At 67.5% G+C, this 15627-nt stretch carries 15 protein-coding genes; 13 read left to right on the top strand and 2 right to left on the bottom strand.

Translation table 11 applies throughout. From position 1 onward, the window contains the following. The first annotated feature begins 31 nt into the window (after positions 1 to 31). From ACUN9Y_RS20215 to ACUN9Y_RS20175, 9 genes are read left to right on the top strand one after another with little or no spacing between them, the layout of a single operon-like run. Complete coding sequence (locus ACUN9Y_RS20215; RefSeq protein WP_445462538.1) at positions 32 to 2326, top strand: MMPL family transporter; 2295 nt, start codon at positions 32 to 34, stop codon at positions 2324 to 2326. After that, positions 2313 to 3566 carry an NAD(P)/FAD-dependent oxidoreductase gene (locus ACUN9Y_RS20210; protein ID WP_445462537.1) on the top strand — a complete coding sequence of 418 codons (1254 nt, stop codon included), beginning with the start codon at positions 2313 to 2315 and terminating at the stop codon, positions 3564 to 3566. Before ACUN9Y_RS20215 ends, ACUN9Y_RS20210 begins: the two co-directional genes overlap by 14 nt. Next, on the top strand, positions 3563 to 4225 hold the full coding sequence (locus ACUN9Y_RS20205; protein ID WP_445462536.1) for a DUF3261 domain-containing protein: 663 nt from the start codon (positions 3563 to 3565) through the stop codon (positions 4223 to 4225). The genes ACUN9Y_RS20210 and ACUN9Y_RS20205 overlap by 4 nt, the downstream gene beginning before the upstream one ends. Further along, complete coding sequence (locus ACUN9Y_RS20200; protein WP_445462535.1) at positions 4210 to 5451, top strand: beta-ketoacyl-ACP synthase; 1242 nt, start codon at positions 4210 to 4212, stop codon at positions 5449 to 5451. The genes ACUN9Y_RS20205 and ACUN9Y_RS20200 overlap by 16 nt, the downstream gene beginning before the upstream one ends. Further along, positions 5448 to 6002, top strand: coding sequence for an ApeP family dehydratase (locus tag ACUN9Y_RS20195; protein WP_445462534.1), 555 nt, complete (start codon positions 5448 to 5450; stop codon positions 6000 to 6002). Before ACUN9Y_RS20200 ends, ACUN9Y_RS20195 begins: the two co-directional genes overlap by 4 nt. After that, the gene (fabG, locus tag ACUN9Y_RS20190) at positions 5999 to 6724 is read left to right on the top strand and encodes a 3-oxoacyl-ACP reductase FabG (RefSeq protein ID WP_445462533.1); all 726 of its coding nucleotides are present in this window, start codon (positions 5999 to 6001) and stop codon (positions 6722 to 6724) included. The genes ACUN9Y_RS20195 and fabG overlap by 4 nt, the downstream gene beginning before the upstream one ends. Beyond that, positions 6724 to 7983 carry a beta-ketoacyl-ACP synthase gene (locus ACUN9Y_RS20185; protein ID WP_445462532.1) on the top strand — a complete coding sequence of 420 codons (1260 nt, stop codon included), beginning with the start codon at positions 6724 to 6726 and terminating at the stop codon, positions 7981 to 7983. The genes fabG and ACUN9Y_RS20185 overlap by 1 nt, the downstream gene beginning before the upstream one ends. 60 nt (positions 7984 to 8043) lie before the next feature. After that, positions 8044 to 8484: an excinuclease ATPase subunit gene (locus tag ACUN9Y_RS20180; RefSeq protein ID WP_445462531.1), complete on the top strand. Its 441-nt coding sequence runs from the start codon at positions 8044 to 8046 to the stop codon at positions 8482 to 8484. Further along, positions 8465 to 9163, top strand: coding sequence for a 4'-phosphopantetheinyl transferase superfamily protein (locus ACUN9Y_RS20175; RefSeq protein WP_445462530.1), 699 nt, complete (start codon positions 8465 to 8467; stop codon positions 9161 to 9163). Before ACUN9Y_RS20180 ends, ACUN9Y_RS20175 begins: the two co-directional genes overlap by 20 nt. 186 nt (positions 9164 to 9349) lie before the next feature. On the opposite strand, the gene ACUN9Y_RS20170 is transcribed toward ACUN9Y_RS20175, so the two are convergent. Then, a complete protein-coding gene (locus ACUN9Y_RS20170) occupies positions 9350 to 10318 on the bottom strand; it encodes an Rpn family recombination-promoting nuclease/putative transposase (protein ID WP_445462529.1) in 969 nt (322 codons plus the stop codon). Positions 10319 to 10608: 290 nt separating this feature from the next. On the opposite strand from ACUN9Y_RS20170, the gene ACUN9Y_RS20165 reads away from it, so the two are divergent. The 4 genes from ACUN9Y_RS20165 to ACUN9Y_RS20150 all read left to right on the top strand — a co-directional run bounded on the left by ACUN9Y_RS20165 (position 10609) and on the right by ACUN9Y_RS20150 (position 14608). Continuing rightward, positions 10609 to 11424, top strand: a complete 816-nt coding sequence (locus ACUN9Y_RS20165) for a FadR/GntR family transcriptional regulator (RefSeq protein WP_445462528.1) — start codon at positions 10609 to 10611, stop codon at positions 11422 to 11424. A 73-nt stretch (positions 11425 to 11497) separates the two neighbouring features. Then, positions 11498 to 12646 (top strand): galactonate dehydratase, encoded by a 1149-nt coding sequence (gene dgoD / locus ACUN9Y_RS20160; protein WP_445462527.1) that lies wholly within the window; start codon positions 11498 to 11500, stop codon positions 12644 to 12646. A 102-nt stretch (positions 12647 to 12748) separates the two neighbouring features. Further along, positions 12749 to 13762, top strand: a complete 1014-nt coding sequence (locus ACUN9Y_RS20155; RefSeq protein WP_445462526.1) for an SMP-30/gluconolactonase/LRE family protein — start codon at positions 12749 to 12751, stop codon at positions 13760 to 13762. 99 nt (positions 13763 to 13861) lie between these two features. Continuing rightward, positions 13862 to 14608, top strand: coding sequence for an SDR family oxidoreductase (locus ACUN9Y_RS20150; RefSeq protein ID WP_445462525.1), 747 nt, complete (start codon positions 13862 to 13864; stop codon positions 14606 to 14608). Positions 14609 to 14663: 55 nt separating this feature from the next. On the opposite strand, the gene ACUN9Y_RS20145 is transcribed toward ACUN9Y_RS20150, so the two are convergent. After that, the coding region (locus ACUN9Y_RS20145) for a group I truncated hemoglobin (protein WP_445462524.1) at positions 14664 to 15627 on the bottom strand (964 nt) is incomplete at its 5' end.

Below are 15627 nucleotides of genomic sequence, written 5' to 3'. Positions count from 1 at the left end.
GGCCAGACACGCCGCCTGGGCCTGGGCGGCAGTGCTGGTCGTCTGTGCGCTGATACTGGCCTCGCAGCTACTGCGCGGAGCCCCCCTGGATACCCGCATCACCGCGCTGCTGCCGGAGACCGATGGCACCGAGCGATTGGCCCAGGCCGACGCCAAGCTGAGCGCAACCTTCGAGCAACGCTTCATGCTGCTGGTGGCGGGCACCACTGACGCCGAATCCCGTGCCGCCGCCAAGGACCTGCGCCGCCGACTCGACGCCAGCGGCATCATCGCCGCCTTCGACAGCCAGTCTCCCGCGCGCCCCGACCGCCTGCTGGCACCCTATCGCTACCGCCTGCTGGCCGATGACCTGACCCACGACGATGCCCAGGCCTGGCGCCAACGGGGCCTGTCGCGACTGTTTACCCCCGGCGTCGATTCGGACCTTTCCCGCGATCCCTTCGGCCTGCTGGACGCCTGGCTCGGCGAGCGCTTCTCGGGACCGCTGAGCTGGCAGGACGGTAGCCCCAGTATCGCGACGGCCGAGGGCCAGTGGAGCCTGATCGGCGCGACCCTGACGGCCAGTCCCTATGCCATGGCCGTGCAGCGCACCCTGACCGAGACCATCGCCGAGTTCGGCGCGGCTCACCCCGACGTTCGACTGCTGCGCGCCGGGCTGGTGTTCCATGCGGCGGCGGGCGCCAGGCAGGCCCAGCAAGAGATCACCACCATCGGCCTCGGTTCGCTCTTCGGCATCCTGGCGCTGCTGGCCCTGGTCTTCCGCCGCCCCATCGTGCTGGCGACCCTGCTATTGCCGGTGGCCACCGGCCTGGTCTTCGCCGGCGCCCTGACCTGGACCCTGTTCGGTTCGCTGAACCTGATCACCCTGGCCTTCGGTGCCAGCCTGATCGGCATCTCGGTGGACTATGCGCTGCACCTGCAGTGCGCCCGACAGCTGCATCCCGCTCGTCCCCTGTCCCGCCTGTGGCCGGGCCTGACTCTGGGCCTGCTCTCGAGCCTCTGCGCCTATCTCGTACAACTGGCGACGCCCATGCCGGGGCTGCGGCAGATGGCCACCTTCACCGCCCTCGGCCTGATCGGCGCCTGGCTGAGCGTGCGTCTGTGGCTACCGCTATTGCCGTTGCATCCGCATTCGGCCACTCAATCCATCGCCCGGCGCTTGAATCGCCTGCGCCTGACCCGCCGCCACCCCGGGCTCTATGCCGGCGTCGGCCTGGCGCTCGTCGCCGCCATCGCCCTGGCCATCGGCCAGGGCAGCACCAGCCACGACCTGCGCCAGCTCAACCCGTCGCCGGCCTCGTTGATCGACCAGCAACACCGCGTGCAGACCCTGCTCGAGCGACCGGCTACGTTGCGCTACCTGCTGGTCGGTGCCGATTCCAGCGAGGCGTTGTTGCAACGCCTCGAGACGCTGACGCCGACACTCGCCGAGCTCGAGCGCAATGGCCACATCGCCTCCTACCAGCACCTGGCCCAGGCGGTCCCCTCCATGGCGACCCAACAGGCCAACCTGGCGCGGGTGCGCCAGCGCTACTCCGAGGCACTTGCTGGGCTACTCGACGACGCCGGCCTGCCCGCCACGCTGGAGGACAGGCTCGGCGCACCACTCGAGGAGGTACCGGTGCTGACGCCCGCCACCTGGCTCGAGTCGCGAGCCGGTGAAGCGGACCGCGCGCTATGGCTGGAGGACACCCGCCGAGCCGGCGGCACGCCGAGTGCGCTGGTGATGATTGGCGATGTCGACGCTGCAGGCCAGGCGGCACTGACGCGACTGGCCGAGTCCGACGACGTGATCTACCGTGACCGGGTCCAGGCCCTGTCGGCCCAGCTTGCGGACTTGAGCGACGAGATCCTGCAATGGCTCGCGGTCGCGCTCGCCCTGCTGGTGCTGACCTTCGGCTGGCGCTATCGCCGCCGGGCCTGGCGCGTGCTGCTGCCGCCGGTGGGTGCGGTGATCATCACCCTGGGCGTGTTTGCGGCTGGCCACATTCCTCTGACACTGTTTCACCTGCTCGGCCTGCTGCTGGTCCTGGGCATCGGGCTGGATGCCGGGATCTTCAGCACCGAACACCCCGCCGACCCCGGCGCCTGGCTCGCCATCAGCCTGTCCTGTGCATCCAGCCTGCTCGCCTTCGGCCTGCTCGCCTTCAGCGCCACGCCGGCGCTGCACTTTCTCGGCACCACCTGCCTCATCGGCCTGATCGCCACCTGGTGCCTGGTGCCGCTGGCCCGGGGCGTCGTGGGCCAAGGCCCAACAGCCGACCCGACACCCGACGGTCAACGCCTTTCCACTACCCAGGAGATCCCCCGCCATGGACCAGCATGACACTACCGACGTGGCAATCATTGGCGCCGGCCCCTCAGGGGCGGCGGCGGCATCGTGGCTGGTCCGCGCGGGGTATCGCGTCAGGGTGCTGGAGCGCAGCCACTTCCCGCGCTTCTCCATCGGCGAGAGCCTATTGCCCCAGTGCATGCCATACCTCGACGCCTGCGGCCTCCTGGCGGCCGCCGAGGCCGGCGACTTTCAGCCCAAGAATGGCGCCGCCTTCTGCCGCGGCGAGGCCTACGCCTCGATCGATTTTCGTGACAAGTTCAGCCCCGGCCCCGGCACCACCTGGCAGGTCGAGCGTGCCGACTTCGATCAGCGCCTGATCGACGCGGCCCGGGCCGCCGGCGCCGACGTCGATTTCGGCGTCACGGTCACCGACTTCCGGGCCGACGCCCGCCAGCCACAGCTCGACTACACCACCGACGGCGGTGAGCGTGGCACGCTATCCGCGCGCTTCGTTCTCGATGCCAGTGGCTACGGTCGCGTACTGGCGCGTCTTGAGGCACTCGACAAGCCTTCGAGCCTGCCCACTCGTGGTGCGCTTTTCACCCACGTCGAGGACCGCATCGAGGCCGCCGAGCATGACCGCGAGAAGATCCTGATCGGCGTCCATCCACGCCATGCCGACGTCTGGTACTGGCTGATTCCGTTTCGTCACGGGCGGGCCTCGGTCGGGGTCGTGGCCAGCGCCAAGGTGCTAGCGGCCGCCGGCGCCGATGACGACGAACGCCTGTGGACGCTGATCAACGAGGAGCCGCGCTACGCGCGTCTGCTCAAGGACGCCACGGCGGTGCGTGACGTCCAGCGCCTACAAGGCTATTCCGCCGACATCACCCGACTGCACGGCCCGGGCTACGCGGTGCTCGGCAATGCCGGGGAATTTCTCGACCCGGTGTTCTCCTCCGGCGTCACCATCGCCCTCGACTCCGCCGTGCGGGCCGCGCCCCTGGTGGCACGCCAGCTCGAGGGCGAGAACGTCGATTGGCACGACGCCTTCGAGCAACCGTTGCGCCGCGGTGTGGCGACGTTTCGGGAGTTCGTCGACGCCTGGTACGATGGCCGACTGCCACGCATCATCTTCCATCCGGCCCAGCCCGCCCGGGTGAAGGAAATGATCGCCTCGGTGCTGGCCGGCTACGCCTGGGACGCCACCAACCCCTTCGTCGCGGCCAGTCGGCGCCGGCTCAACAGCCTGGCCGAACGTTGTGCCCTCGATGCCGAGGTCACCGACCCATGAGCCAGATCCCGACGGCCCCTTGTCGTGTCGCAGCGTTGCTGCCCATGGCGCTCCTGGCCGGCCTCGTCCTGGCGCTTGGCGCCTGCAGTCTGGTGCCTCCCGTCTCGCCGCCACCGGCGCTGGCGTCACTGCCACCGGCCGGGCCCGACACCCAGCGCCTGACCTTCACCCGGGACGCCGAGACCCGTGTCCTGATCGGCGTGCTGCGCCATGACAGGCAACGCCTGCAGCTCGCGCTGCTAAGCCCCCAGGGCCAGCGACTGCTGACCCTGGTGCGCGATGCAAAGGGCGCTCGCTTCCTGCCCGGCGCGGCCTTCGATCCGCCGTTCACCGCCGAGTGGCTCGCCAGTCGTCTGAGCTGGAGCCTGTGGCCAGAAGCCCAGCTCGAGGCGGCCTTCGCGGGCAGCGACTGGTCGATCGACCACGCCGGTGACGAGCGCCGCATCTACCGTGACGACGACCTGATCGCCCGCCTGGTGATGACGCCGACCTGCCGGGTGATCCATGATATCGAGGCCGACTTTCGGCTCAGCGTCTCGTCGCTGGGCGACTCAGCGGACCGCGGCGCCGCACGCGGCCCCCGCCACGACGCCCATACCGACACCGACACCGACACCGACACCCATCAAGATAACGATTCGCCATGCCCTCAGACCTGACCCACGAGACCGACGTGACCGACGCACCCGCACGGGCGTTCTGCCGACTCCACGCGCCGGCCCTGGTTTGCCCCCTGGGGGATGACCTTGGTGTCGTCGCCGCGCGTCTGTTCAACGGCGAGCGAGGCCTGACACAGAGCGACGCCTATACCCCCGGTCGGCCCCTGTGGCTAGGCGCCGTAACGACGCCACTGCCCGATGACAGCGCCTGGCCGGCGCCGCATCGCTCACGCAACAACCGCCTGCTCGCCGCGGCGCTGACACGGCTCGAGCCGACCTTGAACGCCTACCTGGCCGAGCACCCGGCGGCCCGCATCGGCGTGGTGATGGGCACCAGCACCTCAGGCATCGGCGAGACCGAAGCGGCGCTGGCCGAGCGTCTCGAGGGCACAGACTGGCCGCCAGACTTTCACTACTGTCGCCATGAAATCGGCGCACCGTCGGACTTCGTCGCCTGGCGCCTGGCAACGACCGGCCCCGCCTACACGCTGTCCACCGCCTGTACCTCGAGCGCCAAGGCTCTGGCCAGCGCTCGGCGCCTGATCCAAGCCGGGCTGTGCGACGCCGTTGTCGCCGGCGGCGCCGATACCCTGTGCCGCCTGACGGTCAATGGTTTCGCCTCCCTCGACGCGATCAGCGATGCCCCTTGCCGGCCCTTCGCCGCCGAGCGCGACGGCATCAATCTCGGCGAGGGCGCCGCCCTGTTCCTGGTCACCGGCGAGCCCGGCGGCATCCAGCTCAGCGGCTACGGCGAGTCCAGCGATGCCCACCATATCTCGGCACCACGCCCCGACGGCGATGGCGCCTTTCAGGCCATGCGCCAGGCGCTGGACATGGCCGGGGTGCGTCCCGACCAGATCGATTACCTCAACCTGCACGGTACCGCCACCCGCCAAAACGACAGCATGGAATCCCTGGCCGTGGCGGCGCTGTTCGAACACGGCGTCGCCTGCGGCTCGACCAAGAGCCTGACCGGCCATACCCTGGGCGCCTGCGGCGCGCTGGAGGCGGCCTTCTGCTGGCTGGCGCTGCACCACGACCGCCTGCCACCGCACCAGGATGCCCCGGATCCGACGTTGGCGCCCCTGGCTTACTGCGGCCAGGGCGCGAAAAGTCGCACAGCCTCGTCCACGCCCGCGGCGAACCGACCGTTGCGTCGCACGCTGACCAACGCCTTCGCCTTCGGGGGCAACAATATCGCCCTGCTGCTGGAACAAGCACCATGACGACGCCAAGCGACAAGACAACCGACGCAAGGCGCCATGCCATGGACCCGAGCGGCACAGCGCCGTCGGCGCCGGCCTGGCCGCCCATCGCCGATCTGGTCCCCCATGGCGGGACCATGTGCCTGCTCGACGAGGTCCTCGAGATCGGTGACGAACACCTGCGGGCCCGCATCACGCCCCGCGCCGACGATCCCTTCGCCGACACCTCGGCGACCGCCGGCCCCGGCATTCCCGGCTGGGTCGGCCTCGAGTGGCTGGCCCAGGCCATCGCCGCCTGGTCGGGGCACACCGCCCGCGCCCAGGGCGGAACGCCCCAGATCGGCTTTCTGCTCGGGGCCCGGCGCTATCACTGTGAGGTCGAGCAGTTTGCCCTTGGCGCGCCCATCGAGGTCGCGATTCACCTCGACTACCGCGCCGATAACGGCCTCGGTGCCTTTCGTGGCGAACTGTGTGGCGCCGACGGTGTGGTCCTCGCCCATGCCGTCCTCAACGTCTTTCAACCCGACTCGGCCGACGCCCTGGCGGCCATGCTCGAGGACCCTGCTTCATGACCGATACCCTACTCGTCACCGGATCGAGTCGCGGCATTGGCCGCGCCATCGCCCTGCGCCTGGCCCGCGACGGCTTCGATATCGTGCTGCACTGCCGTCAGCGCCGCGACGCCGCCGAGGCGGTGGCCGATGACATCCGCCAACTGGGCCGCGAGGTGCGTATCCTGTGCTTCGACGTCACCGACCGCGTGGCCGCTCGCGAAGCGCTGGAGGCCGACATCGAGGCCCACGGCGCCTACTACGGCGTGATCTGCAACGCCGGCATCACCGCCGACGGCGCCTTCCCCGCCCTCACCGATGACGACTGGGATGGCGTCATCGACACCGGCTTGAACGGCTTCTACAACGTGGTCAAGCCGATCACCATGCCCATGGTCCGTCGACGCAAGCCCGGGCGTATCGTGGTCATGTCCTCGGTCTCGGGACTGATGGGCAATCGCGGCCAGGTCAACTACAGCGCCGCCAAGGCCGGGCTGATCGGCGCGGTGAAGGCACTCGCCGTGGAACTGGCCAAGCGTCGCATCACCGTCAATGCGGTGGCGCCGGGACTGATCGACACCGACATGACCGAGGCCGTGGTCGACGAAGAAGCGCTCAAGATGATTCCCATGCGGCGCACCGGCAGCGGTGAGGAAGTGGCCGCCACCGTGAGTTTTCTGTGCTCGCAAGACGCCGGATACATCACCCGCCAGGTCATCGCCGTCAACGGAGGCATGTGCTGATGAGCTCCAGCCCACTGCGTCCCGACGGCCTCGGCCGCCGCGTGGCGATCACCGGCATGGCCGGCTTTTCCCCCATCGGCAACGACTGGGTCAGCATTCGCCAGCGCCTGAAGAGCGGCACCAACGGCATCCGCCACATGGCGAGCTGGGACGTCTACGAGGGTCTCAATACCCGTCTCGGTGGCCCCGTGGAAGACTTCGAGTTGCCCGCGCACTATCACCGCAAGGCCCTGCGCAGCATGGGCCGAGGGGCGCGCATGGCGACCCGCGCCAGCGAACTGGCCCTGGCCGATGCGGGCCTGCTGGGCGCAGAGCTCGTCGCCAGCGGCGCCCTGGGCATCGCCTACGGGGCCTCTGCCGGCGAACCCGATGCGGTCGCCGACTTCGGCAACATGCTGATCAACAAGTCCACGGACGGCCTCAACGCCAACTCCTATATCCGCATGATGGCACACACGGCACCGGTCAATATCGGCGTCTTCCTCGGCGTGCGCGGACGTATCCACACCACCTCGAGCGCCTGCACCTCAGGCAGCCAGGGGATCGGCTACGCCTTCGAGGCGATTCGCTTCGGCCGCCAGCAGGCGATGATCGCCGGCGGCTGCGAAGAGCTGTCCGCCTCCGAGGCCGCGGTCTTCGATACCCTGTTCGCCACCAGCACCCGCAACGCCACCCCCGAGGCCACGCCACGCCCGTTCGACGCCGAGCGCGATGGCCTGGTGATCGGCGAGGGCGCCGGTAGCCTGATCCTCGAGGACCTGGAACACGCCGAGGCCCGGGGCGCCCGCATCCACGCAGAGCTCGTCGGCTTCGGCACCAACAGCGATGGCCGTCACGTCACCCAACCCGATGCCGCGATGATGGAGCGGGCCATTCGTGAGGCGCTGGACGATGCGGGGCTGGCACCATCGCAGATCGGCTACGTCAGCGCCCACGGCACCGCCACCGAGCGTGGTGATATCGCCGAGTCCCGGGCCACGCACGCGGTATTCGGCAGCGCTCAGCCGATCAGCGCCTTCAAGAGCTTCACCGGCCACACCCTTGGCGCCTGCGGCGCGCTGGAGGCCTGGGTCGCCATCGAGATGATGCGCGAGGGCTGGTTTCATCCGACGATCAACCTCGACCGGCCCGATGCGGCCTGCGCCGAGCTCGACTACCTGCGCGGCCACGGCCGCGAACTCGACTGCGAGTACGTCATGAGCAACAACTTCGCCTTCGGCGGCATCAATACCTCGCTGATCTTCCGGCGCTGGTCGTGATCGCCCCATGAAGTCGGTGGCCCACGCGGGCCGCCATTCCCCCGCAAGGAGATGACATCGATGAAGAAAGGATATTTCGCCCTCGCCCTGCTGCTGGCCGGCATGACTGCCGCGGCCAGCGCCGAAGCCCGGGACACCCGCCTGTTCCTGCCGATCGAGGAAGCCATCAATGCGCCGGAGGCTCAGAACAAGCTCAACCCCAGCATTCGCCTGGTGTTCGGCGAGGGCGTCGACGAAGTGAGCGAGGAGCACGGCCCGGTAGTCACCAACCGCAAGACCAATGCCTTCAACAAGACCGATGAAGAAGCCTGCCGCTGGGTCATGCTGTCGGCCCTGATCGCCCTGCAGGAGCGCGCCCGCGAGCAGCACGCCAACGCCGTGATTAATATCGAGAGCTACTACGACCAGGTAGAGATGTCCTCGACCAGCGAATACGAGTGCCACGCCGGCGCGCTGATGGCGGGTGTCGCGCTCAAGGGCGATGTCGTCACCCTGCCCTGACGCCGGTCCCCCGCGTCTGCTGCTGGCCTTGGCCAGGGTGGCGCCGGGGCACAGGCCAGGCCCCCCCCCCGCCAGGGGCATCGAGGCGTCCCGTCTCGGCCGCGAGCTGCTTACCCGGCTCGCCGCCGAGTGCGGTCTCGATTGCCCCGCGGCTCAGTGGTCGCCCCGCGGCGCCGGACCGCCACGCCATGCGCGGCTGCCCGCCGGGCTCTGGGCCGGTCTGAGCCACAGCCGTGGCCGAGTCGTCGCCACCCTCGCCGAGTGCCCGCTGGGCGTCGATATCGAAGGCGTCAATCGGCGCCATCATCGACGCCTGGCCGGTCTGGTCGATACCCTCCCGGAGGTCGAGGTGCGCGACGCCATTCGTGCCGCCAAGGATCCGCTGTCGGCCTTCTACCGCGCCTGGACCCTGTACGAGGCCCGCTACAAGCTGGGTTGTCTCGAGGGACATCCCCCCGATCATGTGCTGGCGACACGGGTCGCGTCGCTGATGACGCCCCAGGCACCCGACGACGCCGATGACTTCAGCCGGCACGGCCAGACGCTGCACGCCTGGCAGGCGCAGGACGACCATCTCACCCTGAGCCTGTGCGCCCGTGGATCAGAGCTGGTCATCGAGACGCCCGTGGATGGCCCAGGATTGCCGGCTTGGATAGTGCTTCCACACCCATCGGATTGAGAGGCCGCAGCCCTGGCACGTCATCGGCGCCCGATGCGTGGTTCATTGATTCACCTATCTCTTCATTGATGCACCGACCTCTTCATTGATGCACCGACCTCTTCATTGAGGCACCGACCTCTCCATTGATGCACCGACCTCGGGACTCAGAAAGTAGGCTTCTTTCCCTCCAGGGCTCAGTGCTTCTCACCCTTCATTTCTCAACGTCGCCACCTGCTCGAGTTCGAGCCCGCAGATCTCGGCGATCTCTCGGTCATCCATGGCGGTGCGCGCGAGCAGGTTTCGTGCGACTTCCCGACTCCTTTTCTCCTGACCTTCCTGCCGTCCTTCTTCTCGTCCCTCTTCTCGTCCCTCTTCTCGTCCTTTCTGCTTCCACTGTTCCGGCCATCGTTTGGCACGTTCCGCCAGCATGGTATGTACCTCCTCAAGATCGTTGAGCGACCGCCACTGCTCGTCCTCACCTTCCTCTCCCGGCACCCAACTGGGCAACAGGACGCGTTTGATCCATATCGCGAAGTGACGACGCAATCTGTCCTGTTCAGGTGATTTCAGCCACTCCACCAATAGCCCGATGGTGTCGATCACGTCCTGCTGGCTATGGTGATGCTCCAATCGAAAGATGGCGGCAACCAGGTTACGGGTGTCCCGTGGCCAGCGTTCGCTGGCCACGATAGCGCCTTCATCCAGCAGCAGGTAGGACTGCGAAGGCTGGTAGCGCGCCAACTCTGTCGACACGGGGTGAATCAGCTCGGAAAGCTCCTGCGCCGCGCTCCAGCGTCTTTCTCCATTGTAGAGGACGATGGGCAGTACCGGCGGTAACCGGCGCCCTCTGGCCAGTTTCCTCTGTTTCACCAGATCCTGATGCAGTAGCCCGACGTAGGTCATGATGCGCAGCGCCATAAAGGAATCGACGCTACTCTGGAACTCGATCAGCAGGTAGAGGTACAGCCAGTCATCGCCAAGGCGCACCCGCCAGATCACGTCATCCTCGCGGTCGCGAAGGTCATCCGTCACGAAACTGCCACTGACCTTCTCCAGGGTGTCCAGGTCCAGTTGCTCGACCCACTCGCCCTCGACGAACCCCGTCAACAGGTCACGCACCACTGTGGACTCGCTGAACAGCAGCTTGTAGCTCTGGTCGTGTCGATCACTCATGGCGGGCTACTCAGTCCAGGCATCCTGCACCGCAGAGTGACGTCGAATCACGCTCTTCTCGAGCCGGCACGTTTACCGCGGCACAGACCCGACTCGCCAGTGAGTTTCCCGGAGCAAAATGGCGGAAGGTGCCGATGATCGGGCGTCTACCACCAGACGAGAGACGAAGCGCCAAGACGTTGAGCCGAGTGCTGCCCCTTCCACCAAGGTCTACTCCATTCGATGCAGTTTTGTCTTGCTCGAAATGTCAGACATTAACTATAGTAACGTTGAACATTATGGAGGCCGCGATGGACGTTCTCGCTTCACTCCCGAGGCCGACCGAGGGGCGCGGCGCAGCGGTACTGGCCGAGGTGCTGGCCCGGGCGATCCTGTCGGGGCTCTGGCAGCCGGGGGATGTCTTTCCCCGTGAGCTGGATCTTTGCCAGCACTTCGAGGCCAGCCGCAATCGGGTGCGCAACGCCCTCGCCGAGCTCAGCTCGGCGGGACTGATCGAGCGCACCGCCGGTCGTGGCACCCTGGTGCGCGATATCGTCGACTGGCACCTGCTGGACCCGCAGATGAGTGGCTGGATGGCGAGCCTGGACGCCCCCCACCCGCAACTGGTCGAAGCGGTGTTCGCCTTTCGCCTGGCAGCAGAGCCCTATATCGGGGAGCTGGCGGCACACCACGCCACCGGCGAAGACCTTGCGTGTATCGAACGCGCCTTCGAAGGCATGCGGGATACCGCCGATACGCCGGAGCAACGGCTGGCCCACGCCGAACACGACGTGGCCTTTCACGACGCCATCTATCGTGCCAGCCACAATCTGGTCTGGCGCCAGATGGGACTGCTGCTGAGGCCCTCCATCGTCGCCTTGATCCAGCGCTCGCAACGTCAGGCCGACGGTCCTGACAATGGCCTGACGGACGAGCCATCGGGCAGCAACGCCCCCGGACTCAGCGATAGCCTGGAGCGCCATCGCCAACTACTCGAGGCGATTCGCCTGAAGCAGCCGAAACAGGCACGCCGTGCCACCGAATTGCTGCTGGAGCGCACCGCCCGGGACCTGGGCAACCCGCTACCGGGCAACGGGGTCGCGTCACCCACGTCGAGCAGGAGGTGAGCCCGTCCGCTTCCCATTTTCCCCCTCCTCCCCATCAACACCGGGCCATCGGCCCTCACAAGAGGCATCGACCATGAAGATCACCAAGCTCAAGACCTGGCAAGTTCCCCCGCGCTGGCTGTTTCTCAAGATCGAAACGGATGAGGGCGTCTACGGCTGGGGCGAACCGGTGGTAGAAGGGCGTGCCGCCACCGTGGAAGCCGCGGTGCACGAGCTGTCCGACTACCTGATCGGCCAGGACCCGCGCAACATCGAGCACCTGTGGAACGTGATGTATCGCGCCGGCTTCTATCGTGGCGGCCCGATCCTGATGTCCGCCATCGCCGGCATCGACCAGGCGCTGTGGGATCTCAAGGGCCGTGAGCTCGGCGTGCCGGTGCATCAGCTGCTCGGCGGCAAGGTGCGCGACAAGATGCGCATGTACGCCTGGACCGGCGGCGACCGCCCGGCCGACGTCGGTGTTGGCGCCAAGGCGCTGGTGGATCAGGGCTTCACCGCCTTCAAGATGAACGGCACCCCGGAGATGCAGATCGTCGATTCCCACAAGAAGATCGATGATGCCGTGGCCCGCGTGGCCGAGGCTCGTGATGCGGTAGGCGGCGACGTCGGTATTGCCGTGGACTTCCACGGTCGCGTGCACCGCCCCATGGCCAAGACCCTGATGCGCGAGCTCGAACCCTATCACCTGATGTTCATCGAGGAGCCAGTGGCCCCCGAGCACCTGCCGGCGCTGAAGCATATCGCCCAGGACCTGGCGACGCCGATCGCCACCGGTGAGCGCCTGCACACACGCTTTGCGTTTCGTGATCTGCTCGCCGATGGCATGGTCGACATCATCCAGCCCGACCTGTCGCACTGCGGCGGCATCAGCGAGGGCCTCAAGATCGCGACCCTGGCCTCGGCGTTTGATGTGGCCATGGCGCCGCACTGTCCGCTCGGCCCGCTGACGCTCGCCGCCTCGTTGCAGCTCGATGCGGTGTGCCACAACGCCTTTATTCAAGAGCAGAGCATGGGCATCCACTACAACAAGGACAACGACGTGCTCGACTATCTGGTCGACAAGTCGGCGTTGGCTATCGCCGATGGCTTCTGCGCCATCCCGGAAGGCCAGGGGCTTGGCGTCGAGATCGACGAGGCCTTCGTCGAGGAGCGCGCCAAGATCGGCCACCGCTGGCGCAACCCGGTGTGGCAGCACGAGGATGGCTCCGTCGCCGAGTGGTAAGCTCGCGCCACCGCGCCTACCCTGCTTGACAGTCGTGACGCGTCCCTCGCGCCGGGGCGCGTCGTCGCGTTGCATTGGCCCAGGATGACGAAAGGAGTTTCCATGAGCGATACCCCCTCTGCCGCCCCCTCGAGCACGCCCACCACCGCGCCGTCCCCCTGTCTCGGCCACGCCGAGGTGCTCGTCGAAAAGCGCTGCGAACTGGGTGAAGGACCGAGCTGGGATGGCGCTCGCGGCGAGTTCCGCTGGCTCAACATTCTCGGCCGCGAGCTGCATCGCTACCATCTGGCGCTCCGCGAACACCGCGTCACCGCCCTGCCGGTCCTGACCTCCTTCGCCGCGCCCCTGGCCAGCGGCGATGACCTGCTGGTCACCGAGCATGGCCTCGCCCGCCTCATCGGCCACCAGGACGATGAAGCCAAGCTCGCACCTTGGCGCGACGTCGAGGCCGACAATGCCATCACCCGCAGCAACGACGCTCGCCTCGATCGCCAGGGCGGCCTGTGGTTCTCGACCATGGGCAAGGCCGCCGAGCCCGGCGCCGGCAGTTTATACCGGCTCTATCGGGGGCAGATACACGTGCTCAGGCGCCATATCTCCATCCCCAATGCCCTGTGTTTCTCCCCCGACGGGCGCCTGGCCTACTTCACCGACACGGTGACCGGCGTGGTAATGCGCTGGCCCCTCGATCCCGATGGTTTTCCCCTGCGTCGCGACGGGGCGGCCTTTGTCACCGGTGCCACCCAGGATCAGACGGAGCCACCTGCGCTGATCGAGCCCGAGCCCTGGGCCGACTTCAGCGCCGACGCCGGCAATCCGGACGGCGCGGTGGTCGATAGCCTCGGCTACATGTGGTTGGCGCTGTGGGGAGCGGGACGCGTCGCTCGCCTCGACCCCGAGGGCCGCGAGGTCGGCCACGTCCGCGTCGACGCCGAGCAGCCCTCGTGCCCGGCCTTCGGCGGTCGCGACTTGACGACGCTGTTGATCACCACGGCCACCGAGGGCAAGACGACGCTTGCCGAGGGCGCCCATGACGGCGCCACCTTCATCATCGACCTGGCAGCGGCGCTGCCAGGCGTGCGCGGCCTCGAAGAAGCCCCGCTAAAGCTGAACTAGACGAGGCTGAACCAGGCGTCGATCGCACCGAGCGCGACCATCTTGCATTCCGCACCCAAGCGAGTGAGGCTCATGGCATCGACTCAAGGAGAGATTCCCATGCCCCAGCCATCCGACTCCCCCCGCGTTGCCATCGTCACCGGCGGCTCTCGCGGCATCGGCGCCGCCATCAGCCGACGCCTGGCCGACGAAGGCTTCGCCGTGGTCATCAACTACGCCAGCTCGGCGGATATCGCCGAGGCCCTGGCCGACAAGATCGAGCAGGCCGGCGGCCAGGCCATCGCGGTGGCCGCCGACGTCGCCAGTTCCCATGACGTCGCGCGCCTGTTCGACGCCGCCATGGAGCACTTCGGACGCATCGATGCGCTGATCAACAACGCCGGCGTGCTCACCACCATGCCCCTGGCCGAGGTCAGCGACGAGCTCTTTAGTCAGCATTTCCAGGTCAATACCCAGGGCACCTTCAACACCCTGCGCGAGGCCTACGCGCGGCTCGAGGATGGCGGACGCATCGTCAATATCTCGAGCACGGCGCTGGCCCTGAACCTGCCCGGCTACGCCATCTACAATGCGACCAAGGCCGCGGTCGAGTCGTTCACCCGGGTCTACGCCAAGGAACTGCGTGGGCGTCGTATCACCGTCAACGCGCTGGCACCGGGGCCTGTCGACACCGAGCTGTTCCGCACCGGCAAGACATCCGAGCAGATCGAGTACTTCGCCAACCTGCCGCCGCTGGAGCGCCTCGGCACGCCACAGGATATCGCCGCGGCGGTGGCCTTCCTGCTGCGCCATGAGGCGGAATGGATCAACGGCCAGGTGATTCGCGCCAACGGCGGCATCGCCTAGCCACCCGCGACGCCCCAGGGCACACCGCCTTTGCGCCCGGCAGGCGCTCCCGGCCCTACTGCAGGCGCATGATATCGGCATAGAGTGGCGCCAGCCGGCCGAGCAGGCTGTTGCGTGGGCCGATGGCGACCCCTTCTTGTATCAAGGCCTCGCGCAGGTGCTCGACCACGGCGTTGAAGTGGGCATCGGTGAGGCCCATGTGCTGGTGGGAACGGTCCAGCGGCGGTCCATTGTAGGTACAGGGGCCGTCGCTGACATCGCACAGCAAGGTGGTGAACGCCTCGACGAACTGATCGATGTTGGTGCTGGCGAAGAACGGCAGCACCTCGGGGTCGTCGGCCAGGCGTCGCGTGAAGCGCTCGACCACCGCGTCGAGTCCCGGCTCCCCCCCAAGCTGTTGATACAGGGACGTTGAGCCTGTCGCGCAGCCGCTCAACCCCAGCGCCAGCATCGCGATCGCCAAGAATGTGTGACGTGCCTTCACCCTCGCCTCCCGAGACCAGGACAGGGCCCAGCGGCCGCCCTGGCAGCTGCGACCATTGGTAGCGCCCTTGCCGGTCGGTGTTTGCCCCACGCCGGCCCGCTCATAGTGCCAACTGCAGAGACCATTGGTAGCGCCCTTGCCGGTCGGCGTTTGCCCCACGCCGGCCCGCTCACAACGCCAACTGCAGAGACCATTGGTAGCGCCCTTGCCGGTCGGTGTTTGCCCCACGCCGGCCCGCTCACAACGCCAACTGCAGAGACCGTTGGTAGCGCCCTTGCCGGTCGGTGTCTGCCCCACGCCGGCCCGCTCATAATGCCAACTGCAGAGACCATTGGTAGTGCCCTTGCCGGTCGGTGTTTGCCCCACGCCGGCCCGCTCATAGTGCCAACTGCAGAGACCATTGGTAGCGCCCTTGCCGGTCGGTGTTTGCCCCACGCCGGCCCGCTCATAGTGCCAACTGCAGAGACCATTGGTAGCGCCCTTGCCGGTCGGTGTTTGCCCCACGCCGGCCCGCTCATAGTGCCAACTGCAGAGA

Source organism: Halomonas sp. V046 (assembly GCF_052645355.1).
The sequence above is the reverse complement of the archived record's forward strand: the minus strand, read 5'-3'. Positions and strand labels throughout refer to the sequence as shown.